Annotated in this window: 16 protein-coding genes and 1 pseudogene; all 17 read left to right on the top strand. The window is 36.5% G+C overall.

Going from position 1 to position 23932, the window contains the following annotated elements:
• Window positions 1-140 precede the first annotated feature (140 nt).
• Window positions 141-266: a T9SS type A sorting domain-containing protein gene (locus tag IPH11_07270; protein ID MBK6913459.1), complete on the top strand. Its 126-nt coding sequence runs from the start codon at window positions 141-143 to the stop codon at window positions 264-266.
• A gap of 954 nt (window positions 267-1220) precedes the next feature.
• Window positions 1221-1643 (top strand): nuclear transport factor 2 family protein, encoded by a 423-nt coding sequence (locus tag IPH11_07275; GenBank protein ID MBK6913460.1) that lies wholly within the window; start codon window positions 1221-1223, stop codon window positions 1641-1643.
• Between the two features lie 21 nt (window positions 1644-1664).
• The gene (locus tag IPH11_07280; protein MBK6913461.1) at window positions 1665-2222 is read left to right on the top strand and encodes a GNAT family N-acetyltransferase; all 558 of its coding nucleotides are present in this window, start codon (window positions 1665-1667) and stop codon (window positions 2220-2222) included.
• A gap of 41 nt (window positions 2223-2263) precedes the next feature.
• Window positions 2264-2764: a cytidine/deoxycytidylate deaminase family protein gene (locus IPH11_07285; protein MBK6913462.1), complete on the top strand. Its 501-nt coding sequence runs from the start codon at window positions 2264-2266 to the stop codon at window positions 2762-2764.
• 3 nt (window positions 2765-2767) lie between these two features.
• On the top strand, window positions 2768-3640 hold the full coding sequence (locus tag IPH11_07290) for a DMT family transporter (protein MBK6913463.1): 873 nt from the start codon (window positions 2768-2770) through the stop codon (window positions 3638-3640).
• A 142-nt stretch (window positions 3641-3782) separates the two neighbouring features.
• A complete protein-coding gene (locus IPH11_07295; protein ID MBK6913464.1) occupies window positions 3783-4178 on the top strand; it encodes a hypothetical protein in 396 nt (131 codons plus the stop codon).
• Entirely contained in the window at window positions 4175-5431 is a 1257-nt protein-coding gene (locus IPH11_07300; GenBank protein ID MBK6913465.1) for a hypothetical protein, read from the top strand. The genes IPH11_07295 and IPH11_07300 overlap by 4 nt, the downstream gene beginning before the upstream one ends.
• 178 nt (window positions 5432-5609) lie before the next feature.
• A complete protein-coding gene (locus tag IPH11_07305) occupies window positions 5610-5786 on the top strand; it encodes a hypothetical protein (GenBank protein ID MBK6913466.1) in 177 nt (58 codons plus the stop codon).
• 1312 nt (window positions 5787-7098) lie between these two features.
• Window positions 7099-7608, top strand: coding sequence for a T9SS type A sorting domain-containing protein (locus IPH11_07310; GenBank protein ID MBK6913467.1), 510 nt, complete (start codon window positions 7099-7101; stop codon window positions 7606-7608).
• A gap of 349 nt (window positions 7609-7957) precedes the next feature.
• On the top strand, window positions 7958-12016 hold the full coding sequence (locus IPH11_07315) for a response regulator (protein ID MBK6913468.1): 4059 nt from the start codon (window positions 7958-7960) through the stop codon (window positions 12014-12016).
• A 683-nt stretch (window positions 12017-12699) separates the two neighbouring features.
• Window positions 12700-13353 carry a hypothetical protein gene (locus IPH11_07320; GenBank protein MBK6913469.1) on the top strand — a complete coding sequence of 218 codons (654 nt, stop codon included), beginning with the start codon at window positions 12700-12702 and terminating at the stop codon, window positions 13351-13353.
• Complete coding sequence (locus tag IPH11_07325) at window positions 13241-14305, top strand: T9SS type A sorting domain-containing protein (GenBank protein ID MBK6913470.1); 1065 nt, start codon at window positions 13241-13243, stop codon at window positions 14303-14305. Before IPH11_07320 ends, IPH11_07325 begins: the two co-directional genes overlap by 113 nt.
• 34 nt (window positions 14306-14339) lie before the next feature.
• Window positions 14340-15968 (top strand): T9SS type A sorting domain-containing protein, encoded by a 1629-nt coding sequence (locus IPH11_07330; protein MBK6913471.1) that lies wholly within the window; start codon window positions 14340-14342, stop codon window positions 15966-15968.
• Window positions 15969-16009: 41 nt separating this feature from the next.
• Window positions 16010-17404 (top strand): T9SS type A sorting domain-containing protein, encoded by a 1395-nt coding sequence (locus IPH11_07335; GenBank protein ID MBK6913472.1) that lies wholly within the window; start codon window positions 16010-16012, stop codon window positions 17402-17404.
• Between the two features lie 165 nt (window positions 17405-17569).
• The gene (locus IPH11_07340) at window positions 17570-20575 is read left to right on the top strand and encodes a T9SS type A sorting domain-containing protein (GenBank protein ID MBK6913473.1); all 3006 of its coding nucleotides are present in this window, start codon (window positions 17570-17572) and stop codon (window positions 20573-20575) included.
• 454 nt (window positions 20576-21029) lie between these two features.
• Window positions 21030-23635, top strand: a pseudogene (locus tag IPH11_07345) (valine--tRNA ligase).
• A gap of 127 nt (window positions 23636-23762) precedes the next feature.
• Window positions 23763-23903 carry a hypothetical protein gene (locus IPH11_07350; GenBank protein MBK6913474.1) on the top strand — a complete coding sequence of 47 codons (141 nt, stop codon included), beginning with the start codon at window positions 23763-23765 and terminating at the stop codon, window positions 23901-23903.
• Window positions 23904-23932: the final 29 nt, after the last annotated feature.

Here is a 23932-nt window from a genome sequence, read left to right on the forward strand (position 1 = left end):
TTTCTCCAAAGTTTCTCTTTCAAATAATATTATCTGTGCTGTAGGTGCTAGAAATAATAATGCTGTCATTTATATCGGAAAAAGATGAAAAAGGTTCACTTAAATAATAAGTTCAAAAAACAAACTTTCAGGAGGTATTTATGTATAAAACATTTTTATGGTACGAAATAAACTTCAACGCAAACAAGCTTGCAAGCGGAGTTTATATCTACACAATAAAATCAAATGACTTTACTGCTTCTAAAAAACTGATGCTTCTGAAGTAATTTCTCATAAATTTTAAACCTCCGATGGCAATGCCATCAGAGGTTTTTTTATAGTTTTACATCAATTTTTATCACTTCAAAAAAAATGATATTTGGTGCTATCAATATTCCTTTATTCGCTGCCCCGTGCACAAAAACATCGTTCCGTATTCAAGTTTGCAGCCTCGTTTTCAAAAATTTAGCCCTATAATCATCTACCGCTAATTTGGTTGGAGTTTACCTTCGTTTCATAACTCTCTACGGCTTCCCGGGAGACGTCTTCCGTCCGTGCGTACATATCTACCAATCGCCGGTAGATATGTAAAAACCCGGCGTACTCGTCTTCCAATTCTTCGGCGATATGCCTGCAATCGGCGGCGATAACTACGAAGCTTAGGGAGACATCCACCAAACGTGCGCAGGCATCTACCATCAACGCGGCGACATCTACCGGTTTAGCGTAGTCGTCTTCCAGGGTCGTGTAGAGTGCTCAAAATCTTATTTTTTGAATGAAGTCAGGCAGGTACAGTGTTAAAAAGCAGATCGAATTAAACAATAAAAGCGTGCCTGAAAATAAAAATTTGGTGTACTCCTGTCTCCCCTGCTGTACATATAGTGTCAACCTTGCTACCCCCGATTTAATTCGAAGTGAAAAGTTTCGGAAAATGATATACCGAAAAGAAACTCATAATGAAAAGTAAAACTTAGCCAACAAACCGTCTCTCTTTATTTTAGATTCTTTAAGTAGGCAGTCAAATTATTATATTTGCCTGTCATTCGTTAGAATATATTAAAGATGAATTTTTAATTTTATTATTTGTAATTAGTTCATAGCATTATCGCGAAATGAAATAAACTGAGATTGTAAATTTGATAAGCAGATTATTAGTAATGCAAAATTTTGGTTAGTGAAGTCAAAAAGTTATTCGATTAAAATATTTTAGAGGTTAAAATGAAAAGGTTAATAATTTTTTTATGCTGCTGATCCCGGTCACCATTGTACCGCAAACTGATGAACAAATAAACGAGGTTCAAACTCAACTCGTTAATTTAATGCGGATGGAGTTCAAAGCTTTTCAGATAAAAGATGAATCGGCGTGGAGTTCACTTGTTGATGATGAAGCAATATTTACAGGGGTCGAAGAAGGTTTTAAAACAAAACAGGATATCGTTTCAGAGATGAAAAATGCGCCGGAGTTTTACCGCACTGCTTCCGAAAATTACAACGGCATAATAGTAAAACTTTTTGATGATGTGGCAGTTCTTTCCTGCACCTCCACCCTTGCTTTAAAGGATAAAGAAGGACAGCCGGTTTCAATTCCTTTTCGCTTCACACGAATTCATAAGCTTGAAAATGGTAAATGGAAATTGATCTATCACAACGGGCTGCCAATTTGAAAATTTCATTTTAACATCAGAATGTTGTTTGAACAAAATATAATTCTCGAAAGCGATTTTGTTTTATTAAAGCCGCTATCAATTGAAGATAAAAATGGCTTTACAAAAATTGCTTTTGATAAAGACATCTGGAGATATTCAGTTAACAGAATTTATGATGAAGTTGAACTAGATCAATTTATTTCAGAAGCGATCTCATCAAAAGAAAAGCAATTGCGTTTTCCATTTACTATTATTGATAAAGTAAAAAATAAAATTGCCGGCAGTACGAGTTTTGGAAATTATTCTTCTATAGATAAACGAATAGAAATTGGATGGACCTGGCTCGGAAAAGAATTTTGGGGAACAGGTCTAAATCAGCACTGCAAAAAACTCCTGATTGATTTTGCTTTTGTAAATCTAAAACTTGAGAGAGTTGAATTTAAAACCGATGTTTTAAATATTGCCGCACGGAATGCGCTTTTAAAACTTGGGGTAGTTGAAGAAGCTGTCCTTCGCAGCCATACACTGATGCACGATGGAAGGAGGAGGGACACGATTTATTACAGTATCTTAAAAAAAGAATGGATAAATAGATAAAAAATATTTTCATTATTTACATTGAAAGGAATTTTTAAGTAATGCCGGATATAAACAAAAGACCAACCTGGGACGAGTACTTTTTAAAACTTGCAATGCTTGCCTCCGAGCGCGCAACTTGTCCGCGTATGCACTGCGGCTGCGTACTTGTAAAAGAGCGTTTCGTGCTTGCAACCGGTTATAACGGTTCACTTCCGGGTCAGCCGCACTGCGATGAAGACGGCTGTCTGATTGTTGATAATCATTGTGTACGAACTAATCACGCTGAGATAAATGCACTTGTGCAGGCAACAAAGCATGGGGTAAACATTACCGGTGCTACGGCTTATATCACAAATATGTCGTGTACTACTTGTGCAAAAGCTTTGATTGCAGCAGGAATTATTCGCGTAGTCGTCTTCTCTGATTTTCATGACACACTTGCAACTCAGTTTTATTCTCAAGCAAATGTTGAAGTTGTGAAAATGGATATGCCTGAAAATGTAATCCACTACGATTTGAAAAATTATTCATCCGCCCAAAAGACGGAAAATTCAAAATAGAAAATGATATCGCCGCCTTACAAATACTGGCTGCCCCTTCCGGCAATAATATTTTGGGGCGCATCGTTTATCGCTACAAAATATCTGCTTGATGAATTAACTCCCGAAGCAATTATTTCGATGAGATTAATCCTTGCTATTATCTTATTAAGTTTGATTGCTCTTTACACTAAAAAAGATTTCACAATCAACCTGAAAAGTCATCTCTGGATTTTACTTCTTGCATTGATTGCAGTCTTTCATTTGTGGATTCAAATTACCGGTTTGAAATTTACAACCGCAGCCAACACCGGCTGGATTATTGGCACAGCTCCGATTTTTATGGCACTGCTCGGTTTAATTTTTTTCAAAGAAAAATTAACCGCCGTTAAAATAACAGGAATTGTTATCGCAATGCTTGGTTTGCTTTTACTTGTTGGCAAAGGTGACATTACAAATATTGATTTGATAAAAAACAAAGGTGACTTGCTTGTTCTCTCCAGTTCATTCACCTGGGGAATTTATTCAATGATCAATAAAAAAGTTTCGCTCAATTACTCTCCGATGATGACAATTCTTTACTTGTTCATAATGATGGCGGTAATTATTATTCCATTCAATTTCAATTCAAAAACATTCAACTCTGTTGTTCATCTTTCTACTATTGGATGGATTTCAATTTTATTTCTCGGTTTACTGTGTTCGGGAGCGGCTTATGTAATTTGGGCATACGCACTTCGCGATATGGAATCTGCAAAGGTAGGTGCTTTTCTTTACTTCGAGCCATTTGTTACTGTAATTTCAGCCTGGCTTTTTCTTAAAGAAGAAATTACTTTGCTTATGCTGTTAAGCGGACTGGTTATAACTGCCGGAGTTTTTCTTGTAAACAAAGATTGATAAGTGAAATATTCTTGCCCTATTTTCTGAATGAGAATAAAAATATTTTTATTAAGTTTGACATGAAACAATTAGGAGAATAAATGAAACTATTAAAACTTTTACCGCTGCTGTTTTTATTTTTTCAGCAGCATGCTCAACATTGGTGCTTCAACCTGCAGATTTCAATTACCCCGTTGAGTCTGTGATTTCAATCGGGGACGATGGTATTGCAATGGATGAAAGATATTCATTATCCTTCAATACAAAACAGTTATTCTTTGACGAATCGGGTGATTCACTCGCTTATGTCGGCAAAGAATTACGGATGATAAGAAACACTCAGGGTTATTATTTCATCACGTCAAAAAATTTCAAAAATGTTTACGTCTTTTCTGTTGATGAAAGTGCAATGAACATGAAATCAAAAATTTTAATCTCTGAAACAGGAATTCAAAACCCCGCCTTCAATCAGAGAAATTCTTACATCGAATTGATGGATGGATCGAACAAAACTAAATTAACTTCTGAAGGAATAGAAAGTGAGGAGCAGAAATGAAAAAATTATTTTTATTTTCAACAGTAATCTCTCTTTTCCTTTTTGCCAATTCATTTGCTCAATCCGATTATGAAATTGTAGAAAATTTTAAATCGAATATTAAGCAGATTGAGCAATCCATCCGCAACGTTGTAACACTTGATGAACTGAATGCAGTTTCGCCAAAGATTGACGCACTCAGAACTAACTTCAGGGCAAATAAAGAATTGCTTGATAAAAGTCTTTACCCCGATAATTTTGATAAGTCAATTGAGAAATTAGAAACAGCTTTCTCAATCCGCAGTAAAGATTTTATTCAAATTGATGTGCTTCAGACAGAAGTTTACGGATTGAGAGAACAGGTGGATGTACTTAACAAACGCAACACCGAGCTGATCAATCAACTTGCTGTGCTCGAATCAGAAAGCAAAGTAAATAAAAATAAAATTGCTCAGCTTGAAAAAACAATTGCAGAACTAAAAGCCTCATTGAAAAAGCGTGATGAATTAATCATCAGTTTGATTGACAGCTTGCTTCCCTCCTCGATGATTAGCGGCGAACTATCTGCCGATCAGAAAGATCAAATATTTAACGGCTCCGAATCCAACAGCGTGCTTTACAATATTAAAAGATCAATCCGTGATAACCTCCGTTTCCTTGATGTGACAACACTTAAACCTGATGATGTTGCAGAAATAAAAAGGGAGCAGCAGGAATTCTCCCGTGTCTGGAAAAGTGTTGGACCAAAAATGGTTGATATCTATGCCGAGAAGAAGGGCGATGCAAACGACCTGAAAGAAATTGATGCGGCATTTAACTCCTGGCACGATGCATTAAGAGATGAAGTGTGGAATTCTATAAGAGAAGAATTTTCAATTTATAATTTGAACCTGCGAAGCTTTTCTTCGGGCAATGAATTTACAAACTCGGTTACTGCATTTATAAATGATGAAATTAAAAATGTTGGCGTGCGCGATGAAGTGCAGGTAAAAAGAACTTATACCGCATTTGCAGACAGCGTTTGGTTCGGCACTATAAAACCGCAATGGGTGTCATATCTGGTTGATAACAAAATGATGACTGATGCACAAAAGGATACCATTGAGACGAAGCTTTCCGAATGGAAAGAAAAAGTTGAACCTGAGGGATTTAATTGGTTGTATTTAATAATTGGTGCACTCGTTGTGCTGGTGATAGTTCTCCTCATTATAAAGAGAAAACCAACGCAGCCAAAATTCGAACCTCCTAAAGATGATATGAAAGAAACCGTTTAAATAATTTTGCTCGCTTAATTTCATTTCTAAAAGATGATACTCCACTTATCGGGGTATCATCTTTTTGTTTTCACTCATTCGTGTGATTGACTTTCTCCATTTCTTTTAGTAATATATTTCAGGTACATTTTATAATTAAGAAAAAATCCTTTGTATTCAGAAATGGATTAAAATAAAAATGAATGACAAAATAAAGATAGCCTTGCTGGTATTTAATTTTTCAATATCTCCATTAATGGCTCAGTGGATAAGCGATTCTACTATAAATAATCCAATTTGCGTCGCCAACCTAGAGCAGGTATTCCCTAATATAGTCTCAGACGGAAATGGAGGAGCAATAATATTCGGCGGATAGAAGAAATAATGAAATGGATATATATGCTCAACGTATTAGCTCCGATGGTTATATTGAATGGATTGTTGATGGTGAGATGATCTGCACAGCCGATGGTGATCAACTTTACCCCATAGGTATTAGTGATGGAATGGGAGGGGCGATCATTGTTTGGGAAGATGAACGAAATTCGAACAGGGACATATATGCTCAAAGAATAAATTCGAGTGGTACTCCATTATGGAGTGCAAATGGCACCCCAGTTTGTGAAGCTGAAAATGATCAGAGATTTCCCAAAATGGTAAGCGATGATTCGGGTGGGGTCATCATCACATGGAGAGATGAAAGGAATGGAGTTTTCAATTATGATATTTATGCCCAAAGGATAAATTCGGATGGAATTGTAGAATGGGGTAAAGATGGAATTCCAATTTGCTCAGAAGTGCAGGAACAACAAAGTGCAACAATTTCAAGAGATGGTCATAGCGGTATTTTTATCGCTTGGACGGATTTTAGGAGTAACAGTTCTTATGATATTTATGCTCAGCATATACTATCGGATGGTTTGGCTCAATGGTCAGTAAACGGAATACCAATTTGTACGGCTGTTAATAGTCAGTATGATCCAAATATAATAAGTGATAACGATCAAGGTGCCATAATAAGTTGGGATGATGAAAGAAATAACAATCTCGATATTTATGCACAAAGAATCGATTCCGTAGGAAATTTCCTGTGGATAATAAATGGAGAAAGGGTTTGTGCTGCTGCCGACGATCAGGAGTTTCCTTTAATGGTGAGCGATGGTAACCATGGAGCTATTATTGTTTGGTGGGACTTTCGTTCAAACAATTTTTATGATATCTATGCTGCTCGTGTTGATCTTGACGGGAATTTTCCTTGGATAATTAATGGAATTCCAATTTGCGTTGCAAATGATGATCAATGGTTCCCGTATATTTCAGAATCAGAAAATGGCAGTGCAATTATTTGCTGGTATGATGATAGAAATTACATAACTTCAGCTGCAGACGTCTATGCTCAAAAAATAGATTCCTCCGGAAATATTCTGTGGCAGTCCAATGGTGTAGTTATTTGTAAGGCTCCTGGAAGCCAGTATTTACCAGTACTTATTTCAGATACTAATGGTGGTGCAATTATTTCATGGTACGATGCTCGAAATGGAATTGATAATTTAGATATTTTCGCTTCAAAAATTTCTTTTGATGGTAGAATCCCTGTTGAACTAACCTCCTTCACAGCCACAGCAGAGCAAAACACCGTTTCGCTAAACTGGCAAACAGCAACGGAGACAAATAACAGTGGGTTCGAAATGCAGAGGAGTCAAATGTCAAACGTCAAAAGTCAAATGGATTGGAAGGTAGTTGCTTTTATTCCCGGATTTGGGACTACTGCAGAACCTAAGAGTTATTCTTTTACCGATGAAAATCTCTCTTCTGGTAAATATCAATACAGATTAAAACAAATTGACTTCGATGGAACTTTTGAATATTCAAATCAAGTAGAAGTTGAAATAACTTCAACAACAGAATTTTCTCTTGCACAGAATTATCCAAACCCATTTAACCCAACGACCAAAATAAAATATACCATCCCCTTTGTCACCCTGAGCTTGTCGAAGGGCGACATATTGGTTTCGTTAAAAGTATTTGACGTTTTGGGAAATGAAATCACGACACTTGTAAACGAACAGCAGCAGCCCGGCATTTACGAAGTAGAATTTAATGTGGGACAGGCTATCAGCCTGTCCAGCGGAGTGTACTACTACCAACTACGGTCAGGCAGTTTTATTGAAACTAAGAAGATGGTCGTGATAAAGTAATCTTAATTGAGGATGTGATAAATAAAATTAGAATATTTCAGGTGAAGAATTAGGAGTTGATCTAAAAAAATTTATTGTGAAACACTCGAATGGTTCAGATACAACCGGGATAAGTTCTGGTGAACTATGAAACAGTTAAAGGAACGGCATCTCTTAGATTTGAAGACTAAACTATAGGAACTCCAATTTCAGTAAGAAAAACTTCTCATACATCAAACTTTTTAATTAGTAAAGAAAAATACTATGAGTGAAAATCAATTATCATTTTTAAATGAATATTATACTATATTTTAGCAACCTATTTTAGAATAAGACAACAATTAAGTCATAGCTTGTCCATAGTAAGATATTGAAAACAACTTCTCTTATATTTTTCTTTTTAGTTCTGTTCTCTCAATTCTCAACAGCACAGAAAACCAATTCGTTTAACCAAACTGATTCTCCGCTTATCACAAACTACCTCCCAAAAAATTATTCGGCGAATGTTCAAAACTGGGCAGTGATACAGGATCATCGGGGTGTGCTTTACTTCGGGAATGGCGAGGGAATACTTGAATATGACGGCGTTTCGTGGAGAATAATATCAATACCAAATGATGTGGCAAGATGTTTTGCAATTGATGAAGATGGGAAAATCTATGTGGGGGGGATAAATGAATTTGGTTATCTCAAGCCTGACTCATCCGGAGCGTTGAAGTATATCTCATTAAATAAATTTATCTCTAAGCAAAAATTAAATATCGGCGATCTTTTCAGAATAATCATAAATAAAGATGGGCTTTATCTACAAACTTTTTCAACCTTAATGTTATTTGAAGAGGACAAAAATATTAAGGGCTCTTTTCTGAAAAGGATAACTAAAAACCCGTCAATAAAAATCTGGAGCACCAAGACACGGATTAACCCCATCATTTCACTTGATAACAGATTATTTGTTCACGAAAGAAATGTGGGACTGCAGGAAATGATTAACGGAAAGCTGGTAATGCTTCCGGGCGGTGAACAATTTGCACAGGATTTGATTTGCATCTTGCTGCCTTATCCATCCCCAGCTTCAAACTACCAATCCCATAATCAAAAAATTCTTGTTGGTTCGTTGAGATATGGAATGTATTTATTTGATGGTAATAAATTTGAAAAATTTGAGAACGATGCTGATAAATACATTATTGAAAATCGCCTTTATTTTCAAGGCTCACTCCTTGGTGATGGAACTTATGCTTTGGGAACTCAGCTTGGCGGCATTGTGGTGATTGATCAAAATGGCAAACTAAAAAAGATCATTGATAAAAAGTCAGGGTTGAATGACAATACGGTCTGGGATCTATTCTATGACGATGAAGGAAATCTTTGGGCTGCACTTGATAATGGAATTTCAAAAATACTTTACCCTACCTCAGTAAATTTTGTTTCCGAAAAATCGGGATTTGAAGGATCAATCCACTCAATTAATAAAATTGATAACAAGCTGATATTGGCAACTAATTCAGGCTTGTATTCTCTCGAAGAAAATAATTCCGATACTCAACACTTCCAAAAAGTTGAGGGCATTTCTGTGCAGTCGTGGGATATTTTACCGTTAAAGAATTCCTACCTTGCAATTACCAACGATGGTTTGATAGAATTGCAATCTAAAAAAATTCACGTGGTGGATAACCTCTTAAGATATTCTTATTGTGCTATTCAATCTTCATTTCATTCTAACATTATTTTTGCAGGACTTCATAACGGGCTTGCTGTGTTTGAAAATACAGAACATGGTGTTAAAAGTATTGGAAAGGTTGGTGGTATCGAGAATGGAATCGAAAATATTCTGGAAGATTCAAAGGGAAATCTCTGGTTGAATGATATTTCCGGATCCGTGTTTAAGGTGCAACCCCCGGGTGAAGTTTCAAATCTTAATGGATATAAAGTGATTCTCGATCTTAGCGAATCGTTGAATGGTAAAAGATTAAAAATGTTTAAATATCTCGGGAAAGTTTATTTCTATTCAGAGAGGAATATTTTTCAGTTAAATGAAAAAACCCGTAAGGTTGCTCCGGCAGAATTATTTTCAAAAATATTTTCTGACACAAGCCATTCAATTATTTATATTTATCCGGACAGAAACGAAGTGCTGTGGTGCGCTGCAAAGATCGAAGGGAAAATAGTTCTGATTGAAATCAGTTTCGTCAATGGCAGACAAAAAATATTAGCTCATAAATTTCCGGAACTATTTGAAGATGACATTCCATCCGGTTTTGTTTCGCTTGCATTTTACGTTGAAAATAATTTTCCCAAAACGCTCTGGATAGGCGGGGGAAATATTCTTTTTAAAAATAACTTTGATAAAAAATTACTATATGGCAAAAGTACATCGTTTAAATCATTGATCAGGAAAGTTTCTGTTACAGGAAACAAAGTTTTATTCAGTGGTTATGAATCCGGAACGGATATACAAAATGAAATATCTTTTTCAAATAACTCACTAATCTTTGAATTTGCTGCCGCAAGTTTTATTAATGAACAAGGAAATGATTTTCAATATTTGCTCGAAGGATTCGATCAGAATTGGAGCGAGTGGTCTGATGAATCAAAAAAGGAATACACAAACCTTTCCGCAGGAGAATATAATTTTAAGGTAAGAAGCAGAAACGCGCTTGGAATGATCGGTGATGAAGCATCTTTTCGATTTGTTGTACTACCTCCCTGGTATCGTTCCTGGTGGGCTAATATTTTAGGAATTATTTTCCTTTTAATTCTGATCAATTATATCATTAGATACAGGGTCAAATATTTAAATAATAAAAATATCATCCTTGAAAAACTTATAACCGAAAGAACGGCGGAGATAAGCGAACAGAAAGTCACGCTCGAAAAACAAGCTAATCAACTGCAGGAGCTGGATCAAATTAAATCTAACTTTTTTGCAAATATCTCTCACGAATTCAGAACCCCGCTAACATTAATTAAAGGACAATTAGAAAATGTAATAGGAATAGTAAAGGATGAAGCAGTAAAGAAAAAACTTAATATAGCTTTCAATAATTCTAACAGACTTAATCGTTTAATAAATCAAGTGTTGGATCTATCCAAACTCGAATCGGGAAAATTAAAACTCGAAATTGAAATGACAGATATAGTTTCGCTATTGAAAAATCGTGTCGCTTCATTTGATTCGCTGGCAGAACAAAATAAAATTTCGCTCGAATTCTATTCTAAAATTGAAAGCCTTTTTTTAAATGTTGATAAGGAAAAAATAGAAGAGGTAATTGATAACTTACTTTCAAATGCTTTTAAGTTCACTCCCCCCAACGGAAAAATTAGTTTAATGGTTGAGAGAGAAAAATCCGGGTTTACTGAAAATGCTGTCATCTTGGTTAGTGATACAGGTATTGGTATTGAGGAAAATAAACTTCCAAATATATTTGATAGATTTTTTCAGGCTGACAGCTCATCAACAAAACAATTTGAAGGAAGCGGACTCGGACTTGCGATAGTAAAAGAACTCGTAGAAATGCATGGCGGCTCAATATCGGTGGAAAGCAAATTAAACTCGGGCACAACTTTTTCGATACGACTGCCGCTGGAAGAAACTGAAATGATTATTTCTGAAAATGACGAAATCAAAACTTCGGAAAATTTACAACAGGATGAAGACAAACCGTTGATTCTAATTGTAGAGGATAATTTTGACGTTCGAAATTATATTAAAGAAAATCTGGAGCATCATTATAAAATTGAAGAAGCCGTGAATGGCGAAGATGGAATAAAAAAAGCAATCGAAACAATCCCTGATTTAATTATCACAGATGTAATGATGCCAAAAGTAGATGGGTTAGAACTTTGCACAAACTTAAAAAATGATCAGCGAACAAGCCACATCCCAATAATTATTTTAACTGCAAAAGCCGGCGAGCAAAACAAGATTGATGGTCTGCAAATTGGCGCTGATGAATTTCTTGCAAAACCATTTAGCCCGCGCGAGCTTGAAATCCGCGTCGGCAATCTCATTCGTATCAGACAACTGCTCAGAGAAAAGTATAAAGAAATTTCTGTTATAAAATCAGAAGATGTAAAAGCCAGTCCAATTGATAAAGAATTTTTAGATAAGGTTTTTGGACTGATAAAAAATCATCTTGAAGACAATCAATTCAGCGTACAAAAATTAGCTGACGAAATGGCGATTAGTGTTTCGCAGCTAAATAGAAAATTAAATGCGTTGATTAACCAATCGGCAGGAAAATTATTCCGATCAGCTAAACTTGACTACGCCGCAAAACTTCTTGAAAAAAATGCCGGTAATATCACTGAGATTGCATATCGAATAGGCTTTGCCGATGTTTCAAGTTTTACAAACAGTTTCAAGGAAAAATTCAGTGTTTCGCCATCAGAATATCTTAAGAATCTAAAAAAGACTTCTGAATAACTCATGTTACGCAAAACAGCAAACCTCCGAGGTTTCGATGAATAGGTTTATGAAAATATTTTCTATTTAGCTCTAAAAAACAGCCTCAGAAAGATACTATTTACAAAACCTCGGAGGTTTTATACTCCCCTGCGTAAAGTGAATGAATAAAATGAATTCTGCCAATGCCATCTGAAGCCCCCGATAATTCTTTTAACTGTGCTTCTAAATAACATCGTTTTTGCCGGCGTCACTTTTTTTTTAGTACGTTCTAAATATTTTTTTCGCCAAATCTATCTTTTTTTTTAATCCACCTAATTGCTTTCCATTTCCATCATTTTACTTATGCAGTCTGACGATATTATTTTACTTAATCCCAGATTATTTATCTAAACCATCAAATTGTTTTCGCAAGATTCATGTGATAGTGAGCTCGAGAAAACCGATAGTGAGCTCCGTCAATGTGATAGTGAGCTCCAGCAAAGTGATGGCAGGGAAGGAATTTCTTTATACGGGTAAAAATTACTTATAAAGCTTCTAAATAATAGTCCCTTCCTTTTGTATTTCTTGTGATTATACCAGAAGTCTCAACCTCTAAATTCGAAGTCTGCTCAAAACTCTCAATTCTTTGCTCAATATTCCTAATTATTAGTTAATACCTCAAGTTAATTTTGGGTTGTTAAATTAATCTAAGGACTAATCCAATGAGAAATATCTCCAAAACAGTTTCGGTTTTATTTATCGTGTTGTATTCAATCACTTTTGCTCAGTTAACCAATGAAATAATTGATCTTGGCACCGGCGGTATCAGCGGCATTTCTAATAACGGTCAATTTGTCTGCGGAATGAGCTATCCATCTCCGGCGTTTCTCTGGAGTGAATCCACAGGTAGAATTGAGCTGGGTTCAATGGAATTTTCAGAAGCTTACGGCGTTTCAAATAATGGAAAAGTTGCCGGCAGATTTTACGATCCATCATTGCCTGCCCCGGGCGGTAACCCAACTCTTAGAGCAGGTTACTGGGAAAATGGTAACTGGAATGCTTTAGTCGTGCTTCCCGGTTTGGTCCCATTAGATGAAACAAGCTTTACACATGCTTACGGTATTTCGGGAGACGGCTCCAGAATAGCCGGAATGCAATGGCATGAAAACTGGACAGTCGAAGCTGTTTATTGGGAAAACGATACCATTGTTGGTTTAGGACAAACTAATGGTGGAAATAGCCGCGCAAATGTTTTATCATTTGATGGATCAATTATCGCCGGATGGAATGCCGGACCGGGCGGCGTACCTGATAGGTCAGCTTATTATTGGGATCCCGCTCCACATTTTATGGGGGGTTCGACCCTGCCTATTTAGTCGGAGAATCACGGGGATAAATTCTGATGGCAGTGTCATTGTTGGTGGTTCAGTCTGGCCATTTATTTGGACTGCTGCAACCGGTATGCAGCAAGTTGTTGCAGATTCCTCTGATTATTGGTCCGGTGATGCTTTGGGAATTTCTGATAATGGAACTATCGTGGGCTTTGTTGACCCGGGGGGGTTTAATTATCAGGCATTTATCAAAAAGTCCGGTTGGTCAGATATTGTATATCTTTCAACTTATATCTCTGATAGCCTTGGAATTACAGGCTACACCGATTGGTATTTCGCTTTTGGTCAGGCAATTTCAGCAGATGGAAAAACAATCGGCATCTCTGCATACTCGCCCGCCGGTGAACCCAAAGCATTATTGTTAAAAATAGATCAGCAGGTTCCTGTTGAATTAACTTCGTTTGCTGCAACAACTGACAATCAAGTGGTAAATCTAAACTGGAGCACTGCAACTGAATTAAATAACTCCGGTTTTGAAATTCAAAGAGTAAATCAAAATTCAATTTGGATACCGATAGGCTTTATAAATGGAAATGGAACAACAACTAATAAGAACGATTATAATTTTATAGATCAGAATCCTTTGGCTGGAGTAAACAAATACCGATTGAAACAAGTTGACTTCGATGGCTCCTTCGAGTATTCACACGAAGTTGAAGTAGAGATAGTACCGCAGAAGTATATCCTTAATCAAAATTATCCCAATCCTTTCAATCCGGAGACAAATATAAATTTTAGTATTTCCAAAGAAGAATTTGTAAAAGTAAATGTGTTCAATTCACTTGGAGAAGAAGTTGAAGTATTATTCAGCGGACAGTTGAATGCAGGTTCGCACACACTAATATTTAATGCAGAGAACTATGCAAGCGGTTTGTACATACTTAAACTAACGGCAGGAAACTTTTCCCAAACAATAAAAATGAATTTAATGAAATAATTTTTTTGTAATCAAATAAACAAATACAAAACGAATGAATGATTTAATTAAGATCAAAAACTTAAAAAGCTTCTTAGTGCTTTTTATATTTTCTTTATGTTCATTACAACTTTTAGCCCAAAGCGATGTAAGGTTTTTTAATTTAGGTTTTGGCGGAGGCGCCAAAGTTTCGAATAATGGAACTTATGTTGTTGGGTCGAATTATCCCGCTGCAGGTTTTATTTGGTCAGAGGCGGCAGGCAGAGTCAGCCTTGGAAACACTTATTCTGAAGCTTTTGGAGTTTCCAATAATGGAAGAGTTGCAGGGTCTTTCATTGATTCGAACTTAATAGCTCCGAATGGTAACCCAACTCTCAGAGCCGGTTATTACGACAGTCTCAAGTGGATGCCGCTTGATGGTTATCCCGGCTATCCGGTGCTTGATGAAACGTCTTATAATTATGGCTATGGAATCAGCGCTGATGGCTCTATAATAGTTGGGATGCAATGGCTTCCGATATACAAAACAGAAGCTTGTTATTGGGATAGTGCCGGACTTCACATGCTCGGACGAACAGGAGGGCTTAGCAGTAACGCACTTGATGTAGCCAATGTTTCGAATGGATTAAAAATCGTCGGTTGGGATGGCTTACTCAATGGTCCTGGCAGACGAGCATTTTACTGGGACCCCACCCCTCACTTTATGGGCGGTTATGATTCTTCTTATCCGGATGGGCAATGCTTTGGATTAAATTCGGATGGAACTAAAATTGTCGGTGGTTCAACAGGAGCATTATTTGTATGGACAGAGGGACAAGGAATGAATTGGTTTAATACTTCTTATTTAAACTCCGGCTCTTATGCTAAGGATATTTCTGATAATGATATTATTGTTGGATATGTTGACGTTGGCGGTTTTAATTATCAAGCATTTATTAAAAGACCCGAATGGGATGATATACTACTACTTCAAGATTATCTTATAGATAGTTTGGGTGTAACTGAAGCAGCCGACTGGCTAAGTTCATTTGCAAATTCTATTTCTGCCGATGGCTTAACGATTACCGGTACGGCTTATCCAGCCTCCGGAGGACCAATTGCTTATGTGCTGAAGTTTGCAAACTCTGTTCCCGTTGAATTAAGTTCGTTTACTGCAACAACTGACAATCAAGTGGTAAATCTAAGCTGGAGCACTGCAACTGAATTAAATAATTCCGGTTTTGAAATTCAAAGAGTAAATCAAAATTCAACCTGGATACCTATTGGATTTATAAATGGAAATGGAACGACTGCTAATAAGAACGATTATAATTTTATAGATCAAAATCCTTTGGCTGGAATAAACAAATACCGATTGAAACAAGTTGACTTTGATGGTTCTTTCGAATATTCACACGAAGTTGAAGTTGAGATAGTACCGCAGAAGTATATCCTTAATCAAAATTATCCCAATCCTTTCAATCCGGAAACAAAAATAAACTTTAGTATTTCCAAAGAAGAATTTGTAAAAGTAAGAGTGTTCAATTCGCTCGGAGAGGAAGTTGAAATATTATTCAGCGGACAGTTGAATGCGGGTTCGCACACACTAATATTTAATGCAGAGAACTATGCAAGCGGTTTGTACATACTTAAACTAACGGCGGGAAGTTTTTCCCAAACAATAAAAATAAATTTAATGAAATAAATCAACTAACATTTAATGACTTAATTACAAAGGAGAATCTCATGTATAAAAAACTAACTATCTTTTTCACGGCGCTGATAATTATTGTTATCAACTTCAACATCGAAGCACAACCAACAGCGTATGCTTTTGATGGCGCATTTTTTAGATACGGCACTATTGATTTAAACTCAGGCGCATTTACATCATTGAATTTTCTTCCACAAGGAAATGATAAATATCCTGTTTCCGGAGATAACGATGGCATAAACAGTCAATATACCATTATGGCTAATTTTAGTCTTACCGGTTTTTATTTATACCATCTGGATTTTGTATCACTCACAGCAGACAGTATTGCCGAGGTTGGACCACTGGCTGCCGGACAATCACAGATTAGAGCACTTGCTCACAACACAGTGAATGATGTGTGGTATGTGATAAGCGGTAATGATTTTGCCGATGCTTCCGTGTTATACACATTGAATCTTAGTAACGGGGAATTAACCGTCGTCGGAAATATTCAAAATGCAAATTTTCCTGCGGCATTCGCTATTGACTGCTTCGGGAACGCTTACGTTGTCAATATCGAGTTTGCTGGATTTTCAACTGCTGCTGTATTTTACTCATTAAATCTTACGACTGCTGCGGCAACTCAAATCGGTACTGATTTGGGACTGCCCGACGTGAGTTTTGGAAGCCAGGATATGGACTTTAATCCTGTTGATAGTACTCTTTACTGGGCTGGATACTGGATAGCAGGATTTAATGAAGGCGGGTCTTTCAGGTTGATTGATGTCAATAATGGCACTTCCACAGAGATTGGGACTTATGTCCAGTTTGAAACAATAACCGGCTTTAGTATAAATGCAAATTGTGTAATCCCTGTTGAACTAACTTCTTTTTCGACTAAAGTAATTAATAATTCTGTCTCTCTGGATTGGAGTACGGCAACTGAAACAAACAACTCCGGTTTTGACATTGAAAGAAAATCAGCAAATAGCAATTGGCAAAAAATTGGATTTGTCACCGGTTCGGGCACAACAACTGAAAAAAGAAATTACTCGTTTACGGATAACTCTCTTAATTCGGGGTCTTACTCTTATCGTTTAAAGCAAATTGATTATAACGGTCAGTTTGAATATTCCAATGAAGTTGAAGTTGTTATAAATCAGCCGATGGAATATTCACTTGATCAGAATTATCCAAACCCATTTAATCCATCTACAACAATTGAGTTCACAATTCCTCAAGCATCGAGTGTAAACTTAGTAGTTTATAACATACTTGGGCAGGAGGTAAGAACACTCGTAAATGAATTTAAAGAAGCCGGTATCTATAAAATGAACTTTGACGCCAAAGAATTGAATAGTGGAATGTATATTTACAAACTTGAAGCTGCTTCACCGACAGGGTTGGTATTCACTCAAGTTCGCAAGATGTTGATGCTAAAGTAATGTTATTGCTCAATATAAAATCATTGTAAAAATTTTTTAATGATTGATCTATAAATTTTTTCTGAAGATGACATCTAATTCAATGGTGTCATCTTCCTTATAATATTTTATAGTTTTGTTATTTTTGATAAATCAAAATCAATTAATAAATAAGGGAGAATAAAAGTGCGCCAGAAAAAATTTTATTTTGGCACTTCAAAACTAAAAACTATACTAATGGTTTGGGTTGTTCTGTTCACAAATTCCATATTCGCTCAAATAAAACCTGATGCAAATATCAATCAATATGATCTGGATGGCAACGCCGCGTTTTTCCAGATTCAAAACACAATGAATAAATATTGGGATTCGCTTGGCGTTAAAAATGGATTTGTTTTAGAAAATGGAGTTGAAAAAAAAGTTCCAAATTGGAAACTTTACAAACGATGGGAATACTATTGGGAACAAAGAGTAAACCAGACTACCGGAGAGTTCCCCCAAACAAATTCTATTGATGAATATGTAAAGTATAAAAACTCCCACCCAACTTTAAATAAAGAAAATACTTTTAACGAAAGCTGGGTAAATCTCGGTACAAATTCTTCCGCTGGAGGATATTATGGTATTGGGAGGATAAACTGTATAGCTTTTCATCCTACAGATGCTAACACTTTTTGGGTCGGCAGCCCTTCCGGCGGTATATGGAAAACTACTGATGGTGGAACTTCGTGGACAAATTTAAACGACAATCAATCTGTTCTCGGTGTAAGCGCAATAGTTATTCCAAGTGATTACGCAACTTCAAATACAATATACATTGCAACCGGCGACAGGGATGGGGGTAGTATGTCGGGCTTAAGTGGCGGACAAGCTGCAGACAATGCAAGTATTGGTGTTTTAAAATCTACTGATGGCGGAGCAACGTGGAATACAACAGGGCTTTCGTACACAACGAGTCAAAAAAAAATTATTTATTCGCTGGTAATCCATCCTACAAATAATTCAATTTTATTTGCCGCAACAACAGATGGAATATACAAAACTACAGACGGGGGAACGAATTGGATACGTAAGACTACGAGTGTAAGGTGTAACTTGGAATTTAAGCCTGAGGATCCAAGTATAATATATGCTTCAAGCATCGGATATTCTCAAACAAATTTTAGTAGGTCAACAGACAGTGGCGAAAGTTGGCCGTTTATTACAGTAGCAATAGATGGCAGGCGTGGTGAAATTGCAGTTTCACCTGCTGATCCTACAGTTGTTTATTTGCTTGCTGCAAACAGTGGTGGTGGTGTATATGGTGTTTATAAATCAACAGACAGCGGGGCAAATTTTTCCGTAGTTAATTCAGGTTCACCTGCTGGTATGCTTGGATATTATACTGATGGACGCGGGCCGGCTACCGGACAAGGCAGTTACGATTGGTGTATTGCAGTTGATCCTTTAAACGCTAACACAGTATATATAGGCGGCATCATCACCTGGAAATCAACCGATGGGGGAGTTAACTTTACCGCACTCAACAACTGGACAAGTAGTTCTGGACCACCGCCTTATGATTATAATACAATCGGCGCGCCCGTTGTTCATGCAGATAAACATACTTTAGCGTTTCAGAATTCTACTACACTTTTTGAAGGGAACGATGGTGGTATTTACAAGACAACCGATGGTGGCTCAAGCTGGACAGATCGGACTAATGGAATGGTAATCAGCCAGATATATAGATTAGGGGTTTCGCAAACCATCAGTACAAAGACAATTACAGGTTTACAGGATAATGGTTCAAAATTATTTAATTCAGGTACCTGGTCTGATGTAACGGGTGGAGATGGAATGGAGTGTATCATAGATTTCTCTGACGCAAACTATATGTATGCAACTTATGTGCAGGGACAAATAAGACGAAGTACAAATGGTTCGACATTCGCTTCTGGCTATATAACAGCAAATATACCCGGTGGTCAGCCAACAGGAGCTTGGGTCACTCCTTACATAATTGATCCAAATAACAGTGCAACACTTTTTGCCGGTTATGATAAAATTTGGAAAACTACAGATAGAGGTGATAGCTGGACGAGTGCATCTCAACAGTTAAGTGCAACAACAAAGTTACGTTCGCTTGCAATTGCACCATCAAACTCTAATGTTCTGTACACAGCAGATCAAACAAATATGTGGAAGACAACTGATGGTGGTGCAACAAACTGGACAACTGTAACTTTACCTGTACTCTCAGGAAATTCTATAACATACATCGCGGTGAAAAATACTGATCAGAACACTTTATGGATTACGAGTGGAGGATTTACTGCCGGCTCAAAAGTTTTTGAATCCACTGATGGCGGCTCAACGTGGACAAGCATTTCCACCGGGCTTCCTAATCTTCCGGTTATGTGCATTACTTATTACAAAGATTTAACTGATAGAAATGTTTTATTTGTTGGAACTGATGTCGGAGTATATGTGAAAGACGGTTCATCTGATTGGGCTTCCTATAGCAGCGGCTTACCAAATGTTGTAGTAACGGAATTAGAAATTTTTTATAATTCAAGCGGAACCGATAAGTTGAGAGCCAGCACATTCGGACGCGGCTTATGGGAGACTGATATAAACTCCCCCCTTCCGGTTGAGCTTTCATCATTTACTGCTGCTGTTGAAAAGAATAAAGTAACACTAAAATGGATTACACAAACTGAAGTAAACAATTATGGATTCGAAATTCAAAAAAGAAAATCCGATAGTGATAATCAATGGATTAAAATTGGATTTGAAAATGGTTACGGAAATTCCAATTCACCAAAAGAATACTCCTTCGTTGATGCGGAATTACTTTCAGGCAATTATGAATATAGATTAAAACAAATTGATAATGACGGGCAAACAGAATACAGCGATATTCTAGAGGTGGCAATTGATGTTCCATTAACATTTGATTTAGCACAAAATTATCCAAACCCATTTAATCCAAGCACAACAATTAGGTTTTCACTGCCGGAAGCATCTATTGTAAAGATAAAAGTTTTCAATGCACTTGGCGAAGAAGTGGCAAGTCTTGCAGATAAATTATATGAACCGGGTTCACACGAAATAATTTTTAATGCTGTAGATCTTACAAGCGGAATTTATTTTGTGCGAATGGAAGCAGGTGCTTTTATATCCACAAAAAAAATAACCTTGATGAAATAATTAATCTTAGGCTGTTTAAAAGACTATTAAAATTGTTGAGCCTCCAAAGCACATTAAAATAGTTTCCCAACTTTTAGGCAGCCTAATTCTTCAACAACACAAATGCAAAAACCATCAAAAGATTATAGATATTACCTATTGATAATTAGTGCAGCCATACTCGCATTTCTGATTTTCGTGCAATTTTTTTAACCATGTTTTAGACTTTTTTAATTCCCCTCTTGAGAGGGGACAAAGGGGTGTGTTCTTTGCCGCTAAATTATTCATTAAAACCATGGACTTCTCAGTTCAGCTAATTTATCTTTAAATTCATTCTGTCTTAATCAGCTTTAATCTGCCCAACCTGCGACATCTGCGTGCTATTGCCTATCTTCCCTACTCCTCAATTTTCCTTATATTTACAACTCAAAATTTCACTAACAGAGATACAGATGTCTGCAAAAAGTTTTCCGAGATACCAAAAGCTTATGATCCTTCTCGGGTAGAAGATAAATGGTATAAGTACTGGAATGATCACGGTATTTTTAATTCTGATATAGACGAAACAAAAAAGCCATATACAATAGCTATCCCCCCACCAAACATAACCGGTATGTTAACGATGGGACACATTCTTAATAATTCACTTCAGGATATTTTTATCCGCTCAAAACGTATGCAAGGTTATAATGCTTGCTGGGTTCCGGGCACTGATCACGCATCCATCGCTACGGAAACAAAGGTAACAAAGTTTTTAGCTGATAAACAGATTGATAAATATCAAATTGGGCGTGAAGCATTTTTAGAACACTGCCAGGATTGGAAAAAAGAGTACGGCGGAATAATTATTCAGCAGTTAAAAAAACTCGGTGTTAGCTGCGATTGGCGGCGCGAACGTTTTACAATGGATGATGAATATTATCACGAAGTTATAAAAGCGTTTGTTGAACTCTACAATGAGGGAAAAATTTATCGCGGTTACAGAATGGTTAACTGGGATCCCGCAAATAAATCTGCAATTTCAGATGAAGAAGTAATATTTAAAACGGTTAACGGAAAACTCTGGTATTTCAAATATCCTGTCATGGATTCTGAAGAATTTGTTACTGTTGCAACAACACGACCCGAAACAATGCTTGGTGATACAGGTGTTGCCGTTAACCCAAATGATAAACGATACAAACATCTTATCGGCAAAAAGATTTTGCTGCCAATTGCTGATAGAGAAATTCCAATCTTCGCTGATTTTTATGTTGATATGGAATTTGGAACCGGTGCAGTTAAAGTTACTCCCGCTCACGATGTTAATGATTACGATATGGGGCAGCGCCACAAACTGGAAATGATAAATATCTTTAATGATAATGCAACAACAAACAACAATGTTCCCGAAGAATTTCAAAACCTCGATCGTTACGAAGTTAGAAAAAAAATTGTTGCAAGAATGGATGAACTTGGCTTCCTTCATATGATTGAAGATTATCAAAACAAAGTTGGATATTCTGAACGCGGTAATGTTCCGATTGAACCATACTTAAGTGAACAGTGGTTTATGAAAATGGATGACCTTGCAAAGCCCGCTGTTGATGTTCTACAACAGGGCAAAGTTAGATTCTATCCAAAGCATTGGGAAAAAACTTATTTCCACTGGATGGAAGGAATTCGCGATTGGTGTATTTCCCGCCAACTTTGGTGGGGGCATCGAATTCCTGTTTGGTATTGTGTTGGTGATGATCATTGTAAGTTAGAATGTAAACAGCCTATTGTCTCTCTCACTCCACCGGAAAAATGTCCACACTGCGGTTCAACAAACCTTAAACAGGATGAAGATGTTTTAGATACATGGGCATCAAGCTGGTTGTGGGCGCACGCAATATTTAAAACCGAAGATGAAAGAAAATATTATTATCCGACTAACACGCTTGTAACCGGACCTGATATAATTTTCTTTTGGGTTGCGCGAATGATTATGGCTGGTATGCATTTTCAAAAAATATTCCTTTCAGCGATGTTTACTTTACAAGTATCATTCGTGATTCTCAAGGAAGAAAAATGAGTAAATCTCTCGGCAATTCACCAGATCCGCTAGATGTAATTAGAGATTATGGTGCCGATGCTCTGCGTTTTACTGTAATCTATCTTGCGCCGCTTGGACAGGATGTAATGTTTAGCACAGAGAAATGCGAGCTTGGCAGAAACTTTGCAAATAAGATTTGGAATGCCGGAAGATTTTTATTGATGAATGCCGAAAATATTTCTCTTAACAAAGATCTGAAAAATGCACACATTGACTTTGCGGATGAATGGATATACTCTCGTTTAAACAAAACTATTCTTCAGCTTAATAAAGCTATGGATGAGTTTGAAGTTAATAACGCAATAAAACTTATTTATAGTTTTATCTGGAATGACTTCTGTGATTGGTACGTTGAGATGATAAAGAACCGACTTTATGCTGATGATGTTGAGGTTAAATCTGCAGTTCTAACACGTGCAATTTCAATCTTTGAAGATGCACTTAAAATGCTTCATCCGTTTATGCCTTTTATTACAGAAGAGCTTTGGCAATTGATGGGTGAAAGAAAAGATGGAGAAAGTATTTCTACTTCTAATTATCCTGCCGTGGATGAAAAGATGATTAAAGATTCTGCTGATGAAGAAATGGATTTTGTAAAAGATATTATTACTGCAATAAGAAATATTCGCGGTGAGATGAACATTGCACCTTCTAAAAAAGTTAATGCGATGATCAAATCTTCTTCAGTTAAAGATTATCAAATTGAATACATTAAAAAACTTGCAAAAGTTGAAGAGCTAAAAGTTGATGCGAATATTCAAAAACCAAAAGCAAGTGCTTCTGCAGTTTTAAGAGGTGTTGAAATATTTATTCCACTTGAAGGATTGATTGATCTTGATGTTGAGAGACAAAAAATCCAAAAAGAAATAACCAGACTTGAAGGTTCACTTGCAGGAATTGAAAAGAAACTTTCCAATGAAAAATTTGTTGCCAATGCTGCTCCGGAAGTTGTTGAAAAGGAGAGAGCGAAACAAAAGATTGGAAAGAAAATATTATTAAATTAAAAGAGATATTATCTAATTTAAATTAGTCTTATTGTCATCCTTCGACTTCGCTCGGGATGATAGTTGATCAAAAAACTTTTGTCACACTGAGCTTGTCGAAGTGTGACTTAAAAATGGAGATCAATGTATGTATTATAAACTTGAAGACTTTATAAACGATTGGAAAATCGAGTCCGAATCAACCTTAAAAATATTTAATAATCTCACAGATGAATCACTAACAAAAAAAGGTGATGACAATGTACGATCTACCGGAAAACTTGCCTGACACATCACACTTATTCGATAAAAAAATAC

It is taken from the genome of Ignavibacteriales bacterium, from assembly GCA_016709155.1.
Classification (GTDB): Bacteria; Bacteroidota; Ignavibacteria; order Ignavibacteriales; family Ignavibacteriaceae; genus JADJEI01.

Coding starts and splice junctions, on each gene's coding strand:
- IPH11_07330 (MBK6913471.1), top strand. CDS start 14,340: ATGAATGATTTAATTAAGATCAAAAACTTAAAAAGCTTCTTAGTGCTT.
- IPH11_07270 (MBK6913459.1), top strand. CDS start 141: ATGTATAAAACATTTTTATGGTACGAAATAAACTTCAACGCAAACAAG.
- IPH11_07300 (MBK6913465.1), top strand. CDS start 4,175: ATGAAAAAATTATTTTTATTTTCAACAGTAATCTCTCTTTTCCTTTTT.
- IPH11_07335 (MBK6913472.1), top strand. CDS start 16,010: ATGTATAAAAAACTAACTATCTTTTTCACGGCGCTGATAATTATTGTT.
- IPH11_07280 (MBK6913461.1), top strand. CDS start 1,665: ATGTTGTTTGAACAAAATATAATTCTCGAAAGCGATTTTGTTTTATTA.
- IPH11_07350 (MBK6913474.1), top strand. CDS start 23,763: ATGTATTATAAACTTGAAGACTTTATAAACGATTGGAAAATCGAGTCC.
- IPH11_07290 (MBK6913463.1), top strand. CDS start 2,768: ATGATATCGCCGCCTTACAAATACTGGCTGCCCCTTCCGGCAATAATA.
- IPH11_07275 (MBK6913460.1), top strand. CDS start 1,221: ATGCTGCTGATCCCGGTCACCATTGTACCGCAAACTGATGAACAAATA.
- IPH11_07285 (MBK6913462.1), top strand. CDS start 2,264: ATGCCGGATATAAACAAAAGACCAACCTGGGACGAGTACTTTTTAAAA.
- IPH11_07305 (MBK6913466.1), top strand. CDS start 5,610: ATGAATGACAAAATAAAGATAGCCTTGCTGGTATTTAATTTTTCAATA.
- IPH11_07310 (MBK6913467.1), top strand. CDS start 7,099: ATGCAGAGGAGTCAAATGTCAAACGTCAAAAGTCAAATGGATTGGAAG.
- IPH11_07320 (MBK6913469.1), top strand. CDS start 12,700: ATGAGAAATATCTCCAAAACAGTTTCGGTTTTATTTATCGTGTTGTAT.
- IPH11_07325 (MBK6913470.1), top strand. CDS start 13,241: ATGGATCAATTATCGCCGGATGGAATGCCGGACCGGGCGGCGTACCTG.